We start from the raw sequence: 14639 nt of genomic DNA, 5'->3' as shown, positions 1-14639 counted from the left end.
AATCTTGCGTGGTGGGGGCCTCATGCGCTTGTTTCTCGCGTATTGCGCTATAAATTCCACCCACCGAATGTTTCGGCTGGCCTTGTTGCTGAAAGGAAATTTCCCCTGATGGAGTCCATTCTCCCTCTTCTGTCCGATCCCGCCGCCTGGGTGGCGCTCGTCACGCTGATCGTCATGGAGGTCGTGCTCGGCATCGACAACCTGATCTTCATCTCGATCCTGACCAACAAGCTGCCGCCTGAACAGCGCGAAAAAGCCCGCAAGATCGGCATCGGCCTTGCCCTCGTCATGCGTCTCGGTCTGCTCGGCACCGTTGCCTGGATCGTGCAGCTCACCACACCGGTGTTTGAAGTCTTCGGCCACGCCTTCTCGTGGAAGGACATGATCCTGATCGCCGGCGGTCTCTTCCTCGTCTGGAAGGCCACCAAGGAAATTCACCACAATGTCGATCCTGAAGATCACAAGGAAGACATGGTGGGCGGCCCGGTGGCGATGAATTTCGGCGCCGCCATCGGCCAGATCCTGCTGCTCGACCTCGTCTTTTCAGTCGACAGCATCATCACCGCCGTCGGCATGACGCCGCACCTGCCGATCATGATCGTCGCCGTCGTCGTCGCCGTTGCCGTGATGCTGCTTGCCGCAACACCGCTCGCCAACTTCATCGAGCGCAACCCGACCATCGTCATGCTGGCGCTCGCCTTCCTGATGATGATCGGCACCACGCTGATCGCCGAAGGCATGGGCTTCCATGTGCCGAAGGGTTACGTCTATGCCGCCATGGCGTTTTCGGCGCTGGTGGAAGTGCTCAACATGTTTGCGCGCAATGCGCGGCAGCGCAAGAAGGCACAGGCTTCGGGCGACACGCACTAACGGCATCTCGCCACCGTCATTCCGGCCTTGAGCCGGAATCCAGCCAGCCCAAGTCTTTGGGCTGAAAGGACTCTTCTCGCCGCGCAGACGCGCGTCGGCTGGATGCCGGATCAAGTCCGGCATGACGGAAATAAATTGATTTCTTGCAAAAATCATGAGCGTTTCTCATGCGCCAAGGTTACGTTTATATTCTTGCATCCAAAAGAAACGGTACGATCTATACTGGCGTAACAAGCGACCTTTCTCACCGTTTATATGAACATCAGAACAACCTGACGCCTGGTTTCACAACCCGTTATGGCGTTAAGACGCTTGTGTGGTTTGAAACATACGATCTCGTCACGGACGCAATTGCGAGAGAAAAGACTATAAAAAACTGGCCGAGGGCATGGAAGATCAAGTTGATTGAAACTCTCAATCCAGCCTGGGACGACATTGCTCATTTTCTTCTCTGACAATGCCTCCGCTCCGTCATGCCGGACTTGATCCGGCATCCAGCCGGCCCAAGTCTTTGGGCTGAAAAGACTCTTCTCGTCGCATGAGAGCCGCGTGGTTGATACCGGCTCAGGGCAGGTATGACGGAAAAGTATGAATGACCATTTCCAGCCCGGAACCGCTTCACCCCGGCTTGCGTTCTTCGATATCCTCATCGATAGAGTCATTCCCGCCGTCTCTCCTTCGAAAGCATAAGCAAGCATGACGACCGACCAGATCCTCGCCTTCACCGTGATCGCCGGCATGATGGCAGCATTCATCTGGGACAGGTTCCGTTACGACGTCATCGCCTGCAGTGCATTGCTGGTGGCGGTGGCGCTTGGTGTCGTGCCGTTCAACAAGGCTTTCTCCGGTTTTTCCGACGATATCGTCATCATCGTCGCAAGCGCGCTGATTGTCAGTTCGGCCGTGGCGCGTTCGGGGGTCGTTGACATGACGATCAAGAAATATTTCCCGGAAATGCACTCCAAGGGGCTGCAACTGGCCTTTCTGATGATCGTCGTCGCCATCATGTCGGCCTTCATCAAGAATATCGGCGCACTTGCCATCATGATGCCGGTCGCTTTCCAGTTTGCCCGCAAATCCGGCAGCCCCGTTTCTTATTATCTGATGCCGATGGCCTTTGCCGCACTGCTTGGCGGGCTGATGACGCAGATCGGCACCTCGCCCAACATCGTCGTTTCCCGATTGCGCGAAGAAATGACCGGCCAGAGCTTTTCGATGTTCGACTTCACCCCCGTCGGTGCGGGGTTGACAGTGATCGGCATCATCTTCCTGACCTTCGGTTACCGGCTTTTGCCGGTGCGCAACCGCCAGCAGGCATCGGTGGAGGATGCCCTCGACCAGGCGGCCTATACGGCGGAGGCAACGCTGCCGGCCGACAGCACCTTTGCCGACAGGCCGCTGCGCGAACTCTTGAAACAGGCCGATGGCGACGTGATCGCCAGCACTATCCTGCGCGGACCGCGGCGCATCTCCCCCTTCCCCGACGTCAAGCTGAAGGCCGGCGACACGGTTCTGCTGGAAGGCAGCCCTGAAGGGCTGGACCGCATCGTTTCGCAGGCGAAATTGCTGCTCTCCGGTAAGCCGTTGACCGAAAACGGCCAGAAAACCGGCGATCTCATCTCCATGGAAGCGGTGATCAGCAATGAATCGGTGCTGAGTGGCATCTCCGCCCGCGAGCTTTCGCTGTCCTATACGCGCGGCGTCAATCTGATCGCCGTCAGCCGTCGCGGCCAGCGCGTCAGCCAGCGGCTTTCCGAACTGACCCTGCAGGCGGGCGACGTCATCCTGTTGCAGGGCAGCCGCAAGAACCTGCCGCAGGTGCTGCAGGAATTTTCCCTTCTGCCGCTGGCGCAGCGGGAAATCCTGCTTGGCGTGCAGCGCCGCGCGCTTTTGCCCGTCATCGTGCTGGCCGCCGCCATGCTTGCCGCCGGCAGCGGGCTGGTGCCCGTCTCGGTCGCCTTTTTCGCCGCCGCCTTCCTGATGATCGTCGTCGGCGCAATCCCGCTTGCCGAAGTCTATAAATCCATCGACGGGCCGATCCTCGTCATGCTCGCTGCCCTTATTCCCGTCAGCGACAGTCTTCGCACCAGCGGCGCCAGTGAATTGATCGCCGCCTGGCTCGGCCAGGCAGCACAGGGGCTGCCGCCTTTCGCGGCGCTCGGCATGATCCTGCTTACCGCCATGGCGGTAACACCGTTCCTCAACAATGCGGCCACCGTGCTGGTCATGGCCCCCATCGCCGCCGGTTTTGCCACCACGCTCGGTTTCCGGCCGGAAGCTTTCCTGATGGCGGTGGCGATCGGTGCCGGCTGCGATTTCCTCACCCCCATCGGCCACCAGTGCAATACGCTTGTCATGGGCCCGGGCGGTTACCGTTTCAGCGATTATCCGCGACTTGGCCTGCCGCTGTCGATCATGATCGTCATCGCCAGCATTCCGATGCTGCTTTACGTCTGGCCGGTCAACTAGGCGCGGATCGCCCCGGGGAAGACGGCGCAAGCTCCTTATTTCCTTGACGCCTGCGGCATAATATGGCCTAAGCCGATGCCGAACGGGAATGTGCAAAAGGTGCTTTATTTGTGCCTTTCGACATGATTTCCTGCCGCATCCAAACGAAAACTTCGTGATATACGGGTGAAACCACCCATATTTCAGCCACGTCCACGACGAGTGAATTTCATGACCACTTCCGGCGTTCGCGTCCGCATTGCACCTTCCCCCACCGGCGAGCCGCATGTCGGCACCGCCTATATCGCGCTGTTCAACTATCTCTTCGCCCAGAAACACGGCGGCGAGTTCATCCTGCGCATCGAGGATACCGACGCCACCCGCTCGACCCTTGAATATGAGCAGAAGGTGCTGGAAGCCCTGCGCTGGACCGGCCTCACCTGGTCGGAAGGCCCCGATGTCGGCGGCCCTTACGGCCCCTACCGCCAGTCGGAACGCAAGTCCATGTACTGGCCCTATGCCGAAGAGCTGCTGGAAAAAGGCCATGCCTTCCGCTGTTTCTGCACGCCCGAGCGGCTGGAAGAAATGCGCGAAGCGCAGCGCGCCGCCGGCAAGCCGCCGAAATATGATGGCCACTGCCTTAACCTCAAGGCCGAGGAAGTCACCGCCCGCGTCGCCGCCGGCGAGGCCAATGTCGTGCGCATGAAAATCCCGACCGAAGGCTCGTGTGATTTCCATGACGGTGTTTATGGCGATGTCTCGATCCCCTGGGATTCGGTCGACATGCAGGTGCTGATCAAGGCCGACGGCATGCCGACCTATCACATGGCCAACGTCATCGACGACCATCTTATGAAGATCACCCATGTGGCGCGCGGTGAAGAGTGGCTGGCCTCCGTGCCGAAGCACATCCTGCTTTACCGTTATTTCGGCTGGGACCAGCCGGTGTTCATGCATCTCTCGTTGATGCGTAACGCCGACAAGTCGAAGCTTTCCAAGCGCAAGAACCCTACCTCGATCTCCTATTATTCCGCGCTGGGTTACCTGCCGGAAGCACTGATGAACTTCCTTGGCCTGTTCTTCATCCAGATCGCCGAAGGCGAAGAGCTCCTGACCATGGAAGAGCTGGCGGCGAAGTTCGATCCGGAAGCGCTTTCCAAGGCCGGTGCCATCTTCGACATCCAGAAGCTGGACTGGCTGAACGGCCGCTGGCTGCGTGAGAAGCTTTCCCCGGAAGAGTTCATTGCCCGCACGCTGGAATGGGCGATGGAAAATGCCCGCCTGACCGAAGGCCTGAAGCTTGCCCAGAGCCGCATTTCGAGACTCGGCGAATTGCCGAACCTCGCCGGCTTCCTGCTGGCGAGCGATGTCGGCCTGACACCGGCTTCCTTTGCCGGGCTGAAGAGCAAACCGGAGGAAATCCACGAAATCCTCACCACGGTTGCCGCCGACCTCGAAAAGATGCCGGACTGGAACGTGGAAGCGATCGAGGCCGAGCTGCGCGATGTGGCCGAACGCACCGGCAAGAAACTGCGCGTTGTGACGCCGCCGCTTTTCGTCGCCGTCTCCGGTTCCTCCCGCTCGCTGCCGCTGTTTGACTCGATGGCGCTGCTCGGCCGCTCCGTTGTGCGCCAGCGGTTGAAGATGGCGATCGCCGTTGTGGCCACGATGGTTGGCAGCGGAAGCTGATAGTTATGTGCTGGCGGTGACGGCAGCACACTGAAATATATCCCTCTGCTTGGGGTACCCCCCTCTGCCCTGCCGGGCATCTCCCCCACAAGGGGGGAGATCAGGTGCTGAACCCGCTCGTTTCTTGGGCAAGGTGCCAGCCGCTTGTCGATGTCCCTCCTTGTGGGGGAGATGTCCGGCAGGACAGAGGGGGGTAACCCAGAGCGCCAAGGCCACCCGCAACGAACAAGCCCGCTAAAGGCCAACACCATGAACGACAAGACGACCGAAACCACCGCCCTCTCCTCCGACGCGACAGAAGTACGCCGCCAGAAACTTGCGCTGCTGCGCGAGCAGATCGGTGACGTCTATCCGGCGCATTTCCACCGCACCATGAGCAATGCGGAGCTTTCGGAAAAATACGCCGATATCGAAGCCGACGTCGAAACCGGCGATACGGTGACGGTGGCCGGTCGCGTTTATTCCTCGCGCAATTCCGGCATGTTCATGGATATCCATGATGCATCCGGCAAGGTGCAGATCTTCTCCCACAAGGATACGACGCCGGAAGCGGCGCGCAACCTGCTGCCGATGATCGATATCGGCGACATCATCGGCGTCACCGGCAAGGTGCGCCGCACCAAGCGTGGCGAGCTGACGATCAATGCCGAAGAAATCACCATGCTGACGAAGTCGCTGCTGCCGATGCCCGAGAAGTGGCACGGCGTCTCCGACATCGAGCTGCGTTACCGCAAGCGTCATCTGGACATCCTCTCCAACGAGGAATCCAAGCTGCGCTTCCTGCAACGCTCGAAAATCCTTTCCGGCATCCGCCGCTTCATGGAGGCCGAAGGCTTCCTCGAGGTGGAAACGCCGATGCTGCAGACCATCTATGGCGGCGCGACGGCTGATCCGTTCAAGACCTTCCACAACACGCTGAAGATGGACATGTATCTGCGCATCGCGCCGGAACTGTTCCTGAAGCGCACGCTGGTTTCGGGCCTGACCGACAAGGTCTTCGAAATCAACCGCAACTTCCGCAACGAAGGCGTCTCCACAAGGCACAATCCTGAATTCACCATGATGGAGTGCTACTGGGCCTATGCCGATTACGAGGACATCATGGGTCTCGTGGAGCGGCTGTTCGAGACGCTGGCGATTGCCCTGCACGGCACGACCGAAGTAGAATTCCAGGGCCAGACGATTTCCTTCAAGGGCCCGTTCAAGCGCGTGCCAATGCCTGACGCGGTGAAGGAAGCAACCGGTATCGACTTCCTCGCCCTCAAGACCGACGAAGAAGCCCGCGCTGCGGCCAAGGCTGCCGGTTTTGCCGTCGAGAAGGACTGGACCTGGGGCGAATGCCTTGCCTTCATCTTTGAAGAAAAGGTCGAAGGCACGCTGATCCAGCCGAGCCATGTGACGCATTTCCCCAAGGACATTTCGCCCTTCGCCAAGGAAGTGCCGGGTGAGCCGCGCCTCGTCGAGCGTTTCGAAAGCTATTGCAACGCCTGGGAAGTGGGCAACGCGTTTTCGGAACTCAACGATCCGGAAGAACAGCGCCGCCGCATGGTGGAACAGCTGGAACAGGCGCACGCCCGCGGCGAAAAGGACAAGCAGCTGGACGAGGAATTCCTCGACGCCATTGACCAGGGCATGCCGCCCGCCGGTGGTCTAGGCATTGGCGTCGATCGCCTGATCATGCTGCTCACCAACGCCCCGTCGATCCGCGACGTCATCCTCTTCCCGGCCCGCCGCAACAAGGCGGATTGATCGAACGAAAACCAAGGCGGCCGCATGGCCGCCTTCGCTCTTCAAGCTCGGGACCGGCCCACTTCCTCACAACCGTTAATGCCCGGCCTTGCCCGCAGCCGGCTCCTCAGCCGGCGCAGTCTCAGTCGCCGGTTTTTCCTCCGCCGCCTGCGCGGTCGTTGAGCCTTTTCCGAAAATCAACGATTTTAGATAGGTCAGGCTGAAGATGCTGCCGCCATCGGCTTCCGGTGTCGAAGTCAGCAATTCATCGGCACCGGGTTCGCCCCGTGCTTCGGGAGATGGCTGTTCTCCATGCGCTTCCGCGCCGGCCCCGCCTTCATCCGCCTCCGCGGGTGCTGCACCATGGCCGCCGCCCTCATCCTTGGTTTCGCCATGTCCGGCCGCGCCTTTCGCAGCCTTGCCTTCATGGCCTTCCGAACCGGCATCCGAAGCTGGCGTCGCGCAATCGGCGGTATCGCTGAGGCTCGCGGCCATGGTTTCGGCGTCCTCAAGCGGCAGGTCGATACGCAGCCCATAAAACTGGCCGCTGCCATTGGCCGCGCCATCATAATAAAAAGCGGAATAACGCTGGGCATCGGCGCCCTGCGGAATCTTGGTGGGATCAGGAATGAAGACGACCTGTGCGGCAATGGCCCGGCCGCGCATTTCCGAACGCAATTGCGGGCCATTCCTGTCGAGCACAGAAACCTGCACCAGGTCGGGCTTCTGTTTGTCGTAAACCGCTTTGGCGACACGGAGTGCGGTCTTCAACCGCTCCGTGCCATCACCGCCTGCGGTGCGGATGAATTTGCGCACCCATAAGGAACCGTTCTTGCGGATGTTGACCGTCTGGACTGCGTCGCAGGAAAGCCCGTTGGTGGAAGCGTAGGATGGGCCAAGCAGCCGATCGCTGCCGATGAACACGGCAGCAGAACCGGTCGCACCCGCCAAAAGCAGGATCCCGCCTACGATCACAACGAGTTTGCGCGAAAACCGCATTCGTCCGAATACAGCTTTCACCCACAACATCCTGACATCAAGTACCCCGCCTTATCGCCCTCACCCCGAAACGTGGCTCTGATGATGAGGAACACACGCGGGATAAAGCTCGCAACCTCGCTGTCCGAGCCTTACGATACTGCCGCTTTCTCATTGAAAAAAGTTTAACCACCCCGGCGCAACGCCGGCAAAAACGCACCATTTTCAGACATTTTCAAATGCCGCTAAATTGCGAATGATTTGCAATAGCGTTGACAAGCGTGATTTTATAACAGATGGTATTGCGAATTAATCGCAACAAACATTCGGTGACAGACGTGAACTTCCAGAAAATCCGGCATGCTCTTTTTGCTTTCTCACTTTTTCTCCCCGCAGCCGCGGTGGCGCAGGAAAAACCGAAGGTGGTGACGACCTTCACCATCATCGCCGACATGGCCCGCAACGTGGCGGGGGATGCCGCCGAAGTGGAAAGCATTACCAAGCCGGGTGCTGAAATTCACAACTACCAGCCAACCCCGCGCGACATCCTCAAAGCCCGTAAAGCCGATCTGGTGCTGCGCAATGGCCTCAATCTGGAATTGTGGTTTGAAAAATTCCTGGCGAACCTCTCCGGCGTGCCCAGCGTGACGGTGAGCGAAGGTGTGGAACCCATGGCGATCAGCGGCGGCGCCTATCAGGGCAAACCCAATCCACACGCCTGGATGTCACCCGATAACGCCTTGATCTATGTGGAAAATATCCGCAAGGGCCTTGCCGAGATCGACCCTGCCCATGCCGATGTCTATGCCGCCAATGCCAAGGCCTATTCGGACAAGATCAAGGCCACCGTCCAGCCCATTCGTGATACGCTTTCCGTTCTCCCGGAAAACAAGCGCTGGTTGGTAACGAGTGAAGGGGCCTTCTCCTATCTCGCCCGCGATTTCGGGCTGAAGGAACTGTTCCTGTGGCCGGTCAATGCCGACAGCCAGGGCACACCGCAGCAGGTCCGCGGCGTAATCGACGCCATGCGTGAGCACAATATCCAGGTCATCTTCAGCGAAAGCACGGTTTCCGCCGATCCAGCCGAACAGGTGGCCAAGGAAACCGGCGCAACCTATGGCGGCATACTCTACGTGGATTCGCTGAGCGAAGCGGACGGCCCGGTTCCGACCTATCTCGATCTGCTGCGGGTGACGAGCGAGACCATCGCAAAAGGCCTGTCATCATGAGGATGGGCGGTAAAAAAATAGCCGGCGGCCTTACGGTTCAAAATGCGACAGTGACCTATCGCAATGGCCACACCGCATTAAGAAATGCCAGCTTTTCCATTCCCCGCGGAACGATCACTGCACTTGTCGGCGTCAATGGCGCCGGCAAGTCCACGATTTTCAAGGCGATCATGGGTTTCGTGCCGCTGGCCGCCGGTTCTGTCTCGATCTTCGACCTGCCGGTGAAGGAAGCGCTCCGGAAAAACCTCGTTGCCTATGTGCCGCAGGCCGAGGAGGTGGACTGGAGCTTTCCGGTGCTGGTGGAGGATGTGGTGATGATGGGCCGTTATGGCCACATGAACTTCCTGCGCATCCCGTCCAAACGCGATCATCAGATGGTGGAAGAGGCGCTGAAACGCGTCAACATGCTCGATTATCGCAAAAGGCAGATCGGCGAACTTTCCGGCGGGCAGAAGAAGCGGGTGTTTCTGGCTCGCGCACTGGCGCAGGAAGGTCAGGTCATCCTGCTCGACGAACCTTTCACCGGTGTCGACGTGACGACGGAAGAGCAGATCGTCGCACTTCTGAAAGCGCTGCGCGACGAAGGCCGCGTCATGCTGGTTTCCACCCACAATCTCGGCAGCGTGCCGGAATTCTGCGACCGCGCCGTCTTCGTCAAGGGCACGGTTCTGGCGTCAGGCAGGACAGAGGATACCTTTACCGAGGAGAACCTGCAGAAAGCCTTCGGCGGCAGCCTGCGCCACTTCATCCTTGGCGGGGCCGACCTGCATGACGATGCCGATCCACGCCGGGTAAAGGTCATCACCGATGACGAACGGCCCTTCGTGATTTACGGCAAGAATGGCCAGAACGGACATGATCCGCAGGCTCCGAAAGAAAAAGTCGATGATAAACAGCCTTCTTGAGCCCTTCACCTATGGCTACATGCTGAACGCCATCTGGGTCAGCGCGCTGGTCGGCGGCGTCTGCGGTTTTCTGTCTGCCTATCTGATGCTGAAAGGCTGGTCGCTGATCGGCGATGCGCTCTCCCATGCCATCGTTCCGGGTGTCGCCGGCGCCTATATGCTCGGCCTGCCCTTTTCCCTCGGGGCCTTTCTCTCCGGTGGGCTTGCCGCCGGCTCCATGCTGTTCCTGAACCAGAAGACCAGGCTCAAGGAAGACGCGATCATCGGGCTGATCTTCACCTCGTTTTTCGGGCTGGGGCTGTTCATGGTCTCGCTGTCGCCGACCTCGATCAATATCCAGACCATCGTGCTTGGCAATATCCTGGCAATCACCACCGAAGACACCATCCAGCTGGCGCTGATCGGCGGCATCAGCCTTTTGGTTCTGGCATTAAAATGGCGCGACTTCATGGTGGTGTTTTTCGATGAGAACCATGCCCGCACCGTGGGGCTGAAACCGGAAGTGCTGAAGGTGATCTTCTTCACCCTGCTTGCCGCCTCCACGGTTGCCGCACTGCAGACGGTTGGGGCCTTCCTCGTCGTCGCCATGGTGGTGACACCGGGCGCCACGGCCTATCTCTTGACCGACCGTTTCGAGCGACTGATCTTGATGAGCCTCATCATCGGCGCGGCCACCAGCTTCGTCGGCGCCTATCTCAGCTATTTCCTCGATGGCGCCACCGGCGGCGTCATCGTTGTGCTGCAAACCGCGATCTTCCTGACTGCCTTTATATTTGCGCCCAAACATGGCCTGCTCGCCTCCAGAGCCAAGGCCCGCAAGGCACTGGAGGAAACGCCATGAGCGAATATCTCGAACTCGCCATCCTGCCGTTTCAACTGCCTTTCATGCAATATGCCTTCGTGATCACCCTGATGATCGCGGTGCCGATGGCGATGCTCTCCTGTTTTCTGGTGCTGAAGGGCTGGTCGCTGATGGGGGATGCGGTTTCCCATGCCGTGCTGCCGGGCGTGGTGATCGCCTATATCGTCAGCATTCCGCTTTCGATCGGCGCCTTCATCGCCGGCATGATCTGCGCGCTCGGCACCGGTTTCATCAAGGAAAACAGCCGCATCAAGGAAGATACGGTGCTTGGCATCGTCTTTTCCGGCATGTTCGGGCTGGGGCTGGTGCTTTACGTGAAGGTTCAGAGCGACATGCACCTCGATCACATCCTCTTCGGCGACATGCTGGGCATTGCCCCGTCAGACATGCTGGAGACCGGTCTGATCGCGCTTTTTGCCACGCTGTTCCTCGGGCTGCTGCGCAAGGATCTGCTGGTGAATGCTTTCGATCCGCAACATGCCAAGGCAATCGGTCTGCCGGTGCGTATTCTGCACTACGGTCTGCTGATGGTTCTGTCGCTCACCGTGGTCGGCGCGCTGAAAGCCGTAGGCATCATCCTCTCGGTCGCCATGCTGGTGACGCCGGGCGCAATCGCCTTCCTGCTGACACGGCGCTTTTCCGCCATGCTTGTCGTCGCCATCATCGTGGCGGTCGTCTCATCACTGTCAGGCATATGGCTGAGCTTCCTGATCGACAGTGCGCCGGCCCCCACCATCGTGCTGTTCATGAGCATCGCCTTCGTCGCAACCTTCATCCGCACCACCTGGAAAGCACGCCGGATTGACGCGGCGGCTGAAAAAGGGATTTAAAACAACGATTTTTGCGGGCGCATGGAACATTTTCGCCTTTTGCGCGTCATTTTCGAGAGTCCGCTGCGAGGCGGCAGACTCTTGAAAATTAAGCGAAAGGGGAAGCTCCATGCTGAAATGGGCTCTTATTTTCTTTGTTATTTCTTTGATCGCGGGCGTATTCGGCTTTACCGGCATTTCGGCAGCGGCGGCGGGCGTGGCCCGAATTCTGTTCTTCATCGCCGTGGTGATCTTCCTGGTCTTCCTCGTGCTTGCACTGATGGCCGGAAGCGCCGTCGTCTGAATGAAAAAAGGCGACCGGCTTTTACGCCGGTCGCCTCTTCTATTTTCTTTAAAAAAGCTCAGCCCGTCCAGCCGCCGTCGATCACATGGATCTGGCCGGTGGTGAACCCTGCCTCATCCGAAGCAAGGTAAGTGACGAGCGCGGCGATTTCTTCCGGCGTCGCGATGCGACCCATCGGCTGGCGGGCAATGAAGTCCGCGAGTGCCTGTTCGTAATTGCCAGTGGCGCGCAGGCGATCATGCAAGGACGGGCTATCGACCGTGCCGGGGCAGATGGCGTTGCAGCGGATACCCTTGGTGACGAAATCGGCGGCGATGGCCTTCGTCAGACCCACGACGGCCGCCTTGGATGCGGTATAGGCGAAGCGGTTCGGCACGCCCTTCACGCTTGATGCAACCGAGGACATGTTGACGATCGCCCCCTTGCCCTTTTCCAGCATACCAGGCAGGAAGGCGCGGCAGGTCCGATACATGGCCTTTGCATTGAGATCGAAGGAGAAATCCCAGTCCTTTTCCTCGCAATCGAGAATGGTACCGGAATGCACGAAACCGGCGCAGTTGAACAGCACGTCGGCATGGCCGATATCGGCTGCGAAATCCTTGACGCCTTCGCCATCCAGCACGTTCAGAACCCGCGTTTCCGCACCCTTCAAGGTGGAAAGCGCCTGTTCGTTGATATCGGTGGCGATGACGCGCGCACCAAGCGAGATGAACCGCTCCGCCGTCGCCCGGCCGATACCCTGACCGGCGGCGGTGATTACCACTGTCCGGCCGTTAAAATCCTGCACCATGAATAGCCTCCCGCTATAGCGCGCCCGCCCACCGGGTTCAGGCCGCTGAATTTCAGTGATCTCAAATATGGATCGACAATTCATATGTAAACGCGGTATTCATATGGCGTCAAGCAAACTTGCGCCGCATACGCGCAAAACGCATCGAGGCCAGATGACAGAAGACGACAGCGAAAGATACCGCGCCCCCGCCCTCGACAAGGGCCTGGACATTCTCGAGCTTCTGGCCCGCACCGATGGCGGGCTGACGCAGATCGAGATCGCCAAGGCCGTCGGTAAAAGCCCCAACGAGCTTTACCGCATGCTGGACCGGCTGGTGCGCCGGGGTTATGTGCAGCGGCTTGAGGGCGACCGTTTTTCGCTGACGCTGAAAATGTTCGGGCTGGCGCATTTCCACGCGCCAATCCGCCGGCTCGTTTCTTTTGCCGCCCCTGTCATGCGTGATTTTTCCGCAAGCGCCGAACAGGCCTGCCATCTGGCCGTTTATGACCGCGGCAGCGTGGTCGTCATCGCCCAGCAGGAATCCTCCACCTATTGGGCCATGTCCATGCGGGTTGGCGCGCAGATGAGCCTGTTCCACACCGGCTCCGGCCATGTGCTGCTCGCCTTCCAGACCGAAGCGCAGCGCGAGATCATGATCACCGAACAGGTGCGCGGCAGTGGCGAGACCGTGCCCCCCGATCTCACCGAGCGGCTACGGCAGGTGCGCAGCAACGGTTTCGAATCCATGGACAGCCTGCAGACCGCTGGCGTCCGCAATATTTCCGCCCCCGTGCTGACGTTGGACGGCACGGCGCTTGCCGTCATCACCTGCCCCTATATCACGCCGCTTGGTGGCAAGGCGCCCACGCGTGAGACTTGCGAAGGGCTGATCCGCGATGCGGCAAAGCGTATTTCCGAGGCGGCGACTGGAAAAGGAACCGACTAGGGCGAACAAAAAAACGCGACCGGCAGGGGCCCGATCGCGTTTTGAGTGACTGGAGATTTATGCTGTGTAAACGCAAGGGGAACGTGGATTGTTCCCCTTTTTTTATCAGGCCGCAGCCAGCGTCAGTTCCTTGCGGACCATTTCGCGCAGCGTCACCAGATCCTTGGCGAACAGACGGATGCCTTCCGAGAGCTTCTCGGTTGCCATTGCGTCTTCATTCATTGCCCAGCGGAACGCCTTTTCATCGAGCGACTTAAGCGGCTCTGGCTTGGCATTGTCCGGCGAGAGCTTGCGCTCCAGCTTGCCACTGTCCTTGTCCAGCTCTTCCAGGAGCGCCGGGCTGATCGTCAGGCGATCGCAACCGGCAAGCGCTTCGATTTCGCCGACGTTGCGGAAGGACGCGCCCATGACGACGGTGCTGATGCCATTGGCCTTGTAATAGTTGTAGATGCTGCGCACCGAAACAACGCCCGGATCGGTCTCGGCGGTGTAGTTCTCACCGGTCGACTTCTTGTACCAGTCGAGGATACGGCCGACGAAGGGCGAAATGAGGAAGACCTTGGCTTCGGCGCAGGCAATTGCCTGAGCCTGCGAGAACAGCAGCGTCAGGTTGCAATCGATGCCTTCGGACTGGAGAACCTCGGCTGCCTTGATGCCTTCCCAGGTGGAGGCAAGCTTGATGAGGATGCGCTCACGCTCGATGCCGCGCTCCTTATAGGCCGCGATGATCTGGTGTGCCTTGGCGATGGAAGCCTGCGTATCGAAAGAGAGGTCGGCATCCACTTCGGTGGAGACGCGGCCGGGAACGAGACCCGCAAGTGCGGCGCCAACGGAAATGGCAAGACGGTCTGCAACTGCGGCAACAACGGCGTCGGACTGGCCGCCCTGCGTCTTGCCCCATGCGACGGCTTCCTTCACCGCATCCGCAAAGGCCGGCGTGCCGAGTGCCTTCAGAACGATGGTGGGGTTGGTGGTGCAATCCACCGGCTTCAGGCGCGCAACCGCCTCGATATCGCCGGTGTCGGCAACAACCGTGGTGATGGCGCGAAGTTGTTCGAGTTTGGACGTCATATCGAATGATCCTTCATGATCTCTTGAA

The 14639-nt window shown here is 59.4% G+C and carries 14 protein-coding genes; 11 read left to right on the top strand and 3 right to left on the bottom strand.

Going from position 1 to position 14639, the window contains the following annotated elements:
* The first annotated feature begins 108 nt into the window (after nucleotides 1–108).
* The 5 genes from PL640_RS21270 (at nucleotide 109) to lysS (ending at nucleotide 6756) form a co-directional block, all read left to right on the top strand.
* Nucleotides 109–870 (top strand): TerC family protein, encoded by a 762-nt coding sequence (locus PL640_RS21270; RefSeq protein ID WP_271363447.1) that lies wholly within the window; start codon nucleotides 109–111, stop codon nucleotides 868–870.
* 167 nt (nucleotides 871–1037) lie between these two features.
* Entirely contained in the window at nucleotides 1038–1325 is a 288-nt protein-coding gene (locus tag PL640_RS21265) for a GIY-YIG nuclease family protein (RefSeq protein WP_271363446.1), read from the top strand.
* 241 nt (nucleotides 1326–1566) lie between these two features.
* Nucleotides 1567–3339, top strand: a complete 1773-nt coding sequence (locus PL640_RS21260; RefSeq protein WP_142842757.1) for an SLC13 family permease — start codon at nucleotides 1567–1569, stop codon at nucleotides 3337–3339.
* 210 nt (nucleotides 3340–3549) lie between these two features.
* A complete protein-coding gene (gene gltX, locus PL640_RS21255; protein ID WP_271363445.1) occupies nucleotides 3550–5007 on the top strand; it encodes a glutamate--tRNA ligase in 1458 nt (485 codons plus the stop codon).
* Between the two features lie 249 nt (nucleotides 5008–5256).
* On the top strand, nucleotides 5257–6756 hold the full coding sequence (gene lysS / locus PL640_RS21250) for a lysine--tRNA ligase (protein ID WP_271363444.1): 1500 nt from the start codon (nucleotides 5257–5259) through the stop codon (nucleotides 6754–6756).
* Between the two features lie 75 nt (nucleotides 6757–6831).
* On the opposite strand, the gene PL640_RS21245 is transcribed toward lysS, so the two are convergent.
* Complete coding sequence (locus PL640_RS21245) at nucleotides 6832–7764, bottom strand: hypothetical protein (RefSeq protein ID WP_442867053.1); 933 nt, start codon at nucleotides 7762–7764, stop codon at nucleotides 6832–6834.
* A 287-nt stretch (nucleotides 7765–8051) separates the two neighbouring features.
* Between PL640_RS21245 and PL640_RS21240 the strand changes: the two genes are divergently transcribed.
* The 5 genes from PL640_RS21240 (at nucleotide 8052) to PL640_RS21220 (ending at nucleotide 11822) form a co-directional block, all read left to right on the top strand.
* Nucleotides 8052–8942: a metal ABC transporter substrate-binding protein gene (locus tag PL640_RS21240; protein ID WP_161991431.1), complete on the top strand. Its 891-nt coding sequence runs from the start codon at nucleotides 8052–8054 to the stop codon at nucleotides 8940–8942.
* Nucleotides 8939–9847 carry a manganese/iron ABC transporter ATP-binding protein gene (locus PL640_RS21235; RefSeq protein ID WP_271363443.1) on the top strand — a complete coding sequence of 303 codons (909 nt, stop codon included), beginning with the start codon at nucleotides 8939–8941 and terminating at the stop codon, nucleotides 9845–9847. The genes PL640_RS21240 and PL640_RS21235 overlap by 4 nt, the downstream gene beginning before the upstream one ends.
* Nucleotides 9828–10688, top strand: a complete 861-nt coding sequence (locus PL640_RS21230; protein ID WP_269699460.1) for a metal ABC transporter permease — start codon at nucleotides 9828–9830, stop codon at nucleotides 10686–10688. The genes PL640_RS21235 and PL640_RS21230 overlap by 20 nt, the downstream gene beginning before the upstream one ends.
* Nucleotides 10685–11539: a metal ABC transporter permease gene (locus PL640_RS21225; RefSeq protein WP_271363442.1), complete on the top strand. Its 855-nt coding sequence runs from the start codon at nucleotides 10685–10687 to the stop codon at nucleotides 11537–11539. Before PL640_RS21230 ends, PL640_RS21225 begins: the two co-directional genes overlap by 4 nt.
* Before the next feature lie 109 nt (nucleotides 11540–11648).
* Complete coding sequence (locus PL640_RS21220; RefSeq protein WP_003499086.1) at nucleotides 11649–11822, top strand: DUF1328 domain-containing protein; 174 nt, start codon at nucleotides 11649–11651, stop codon at nucleotides 11820–11822.
* A gap of 58 nt (nucleotides 11823–11880) precedes the next feature.
* Here the strand turns inward: PL640_RS21220 and PL640_RS21215 are convergent, their stop codons facing one another.
* Complete coding sequence (locus tag PL640_RS21215) at nucleotides 11881–12612, bottom strand: SDR family oxidoreductase (RefSeq protein WP_153516615.1); 732 nt, start codon at nucleotides 12610–12612, stop codon at nucleotides 11881–11883.
* Between the two features lie 154 nt (nucleotides 12613–12766).
* Here PL640_RS21215 and PL640_RS21210 point away from each other — a divergent pair, with 154 nt between their 5' ends.
* Complete coding sequence (locus PL640_RS21210; protein ID WP_271363441.1) at nucleotides 12767–13540, top strand: IclR family transcriptional regulator; 774 nt, start codon at nucleotides 12767–12769, stop codon at nucleotides 13538–13540.
* A 105-nt stretch (nucleotides 13541–13645) separates the two neighbouring features.
* Here PL640_RS21210 and tal read toward each other — a convergent pair whose 3' ends face one another.
* Nucleotides 13646–14611, bottom strand: coding sequence for a transaldolase (tal, locus tag PL640_RS21205; protein ID WP_269699456.1), 966 nt, complete (start codon nucleotides 14609–14611; stop codon nucleotides 13646–13648).
* Nucleotides 14612–14639 lie beyond the last annotated feature (28 nt).

The organism is Agrobacterium sp. ST15.16.024 (genome assembly GCF_027956545.1).
GTDB lineage: Bacteria > Pseudomonadota > Alphaproteobacteria > Rhizobiales > Rhizobiaceae > Agrobacterium > Agrobacterium cucumeris.
The sequence above is the reverse complement of the archived record's forward strand: the minus strand, read 5'-3'. Positions and strand labels throughout refer to the sequence as shown.

Coding starts and splice junctions, on each gene's coding strand:
- gltX (WP_271363445.1), top strand. CDS start 3,550: ATGACCACTTCCGGCGTTCGCGTCCGCATTGCACCTTCCCCCACCGGC.
- PL640_RS21245 (WP_442867053.1), bottom strand. CDS start 7,764: ATGTTGTGGGTGAAAGCTGTATTCGGACGAATGCGGTTTTCGCGCAAA.
- PL640_RS21265 (WP_271363446.1), top strand. CDS start 1,038: ATGCGCCAAGGTTACGTTTATATTCTTGCATCCAAAAGAAACGGTACG.
- PL640_RS21210 (WP_271363441.1), top strand. CDS start 12,767: ATGACAGAAGACGACAGCGAAAGATACCGCGCCCCCGCCCTCGACAAG.
- PL640_RS21270 (WP_271363447.1), top strand. CDS start 109: ATGGAGTCCATTCTCCCTCTTCTGTCCGATCCCGCCGCCTGGGTGGCG.
- tal (WP_269699456.1), bottom strand. CDS start 14,611: ATGACGTCCAAACTCGAACAACTTCGCGCCATCACCACGGTTGTTGCC.
- PL640_RS21260 (WP_142842757.1), top strand. CDS start 1,567: ATGACGACCGACCAGATCCTCGCCTTCACCGTGATCGCCGGCATGATG.
- PL640_RS21235 (WP_271363443.1), top strand. CDS start 8,939: ATGAGGATGGGCGGTAAAAAAATAGCCGGCGGCCTTACGGTTCAAAAT.
- PL640_RS21225 (WP_271363442.1), top strand. CDS start 10,685: ATGAGCGAATATCTCGAACTCGCCATCCTGCCGTTTCAACTGCCTTTC.
- PL640_RS21230 (WP_269699460.1), top strand. CDS start 9,828: ATGATAAACAGCCTTCTTGAGCCCTTCACCTATGGCTACATGCTGAAC.
- lysS (WP_271363444.1), top strand. CDS start 5,257: ATGAACGACAAGACGACCGAAACCACCGCCCTCTCCTCCGACGCGACA.
- PL640_RS21220 (WP_003499086.1), top strand. CDS start 11,649: ATGCTGAAATGGGCTCTTATTTTCTTTGTTATTTCTTTGATCGCGGGC.
- PL640_RS21215 (WP_153516615.1), bottom strand. CDS start 12,612: ATGGTGCAGGATTTTAACGGCCGGACAGTGGTAATCACCGCCGCCGGT.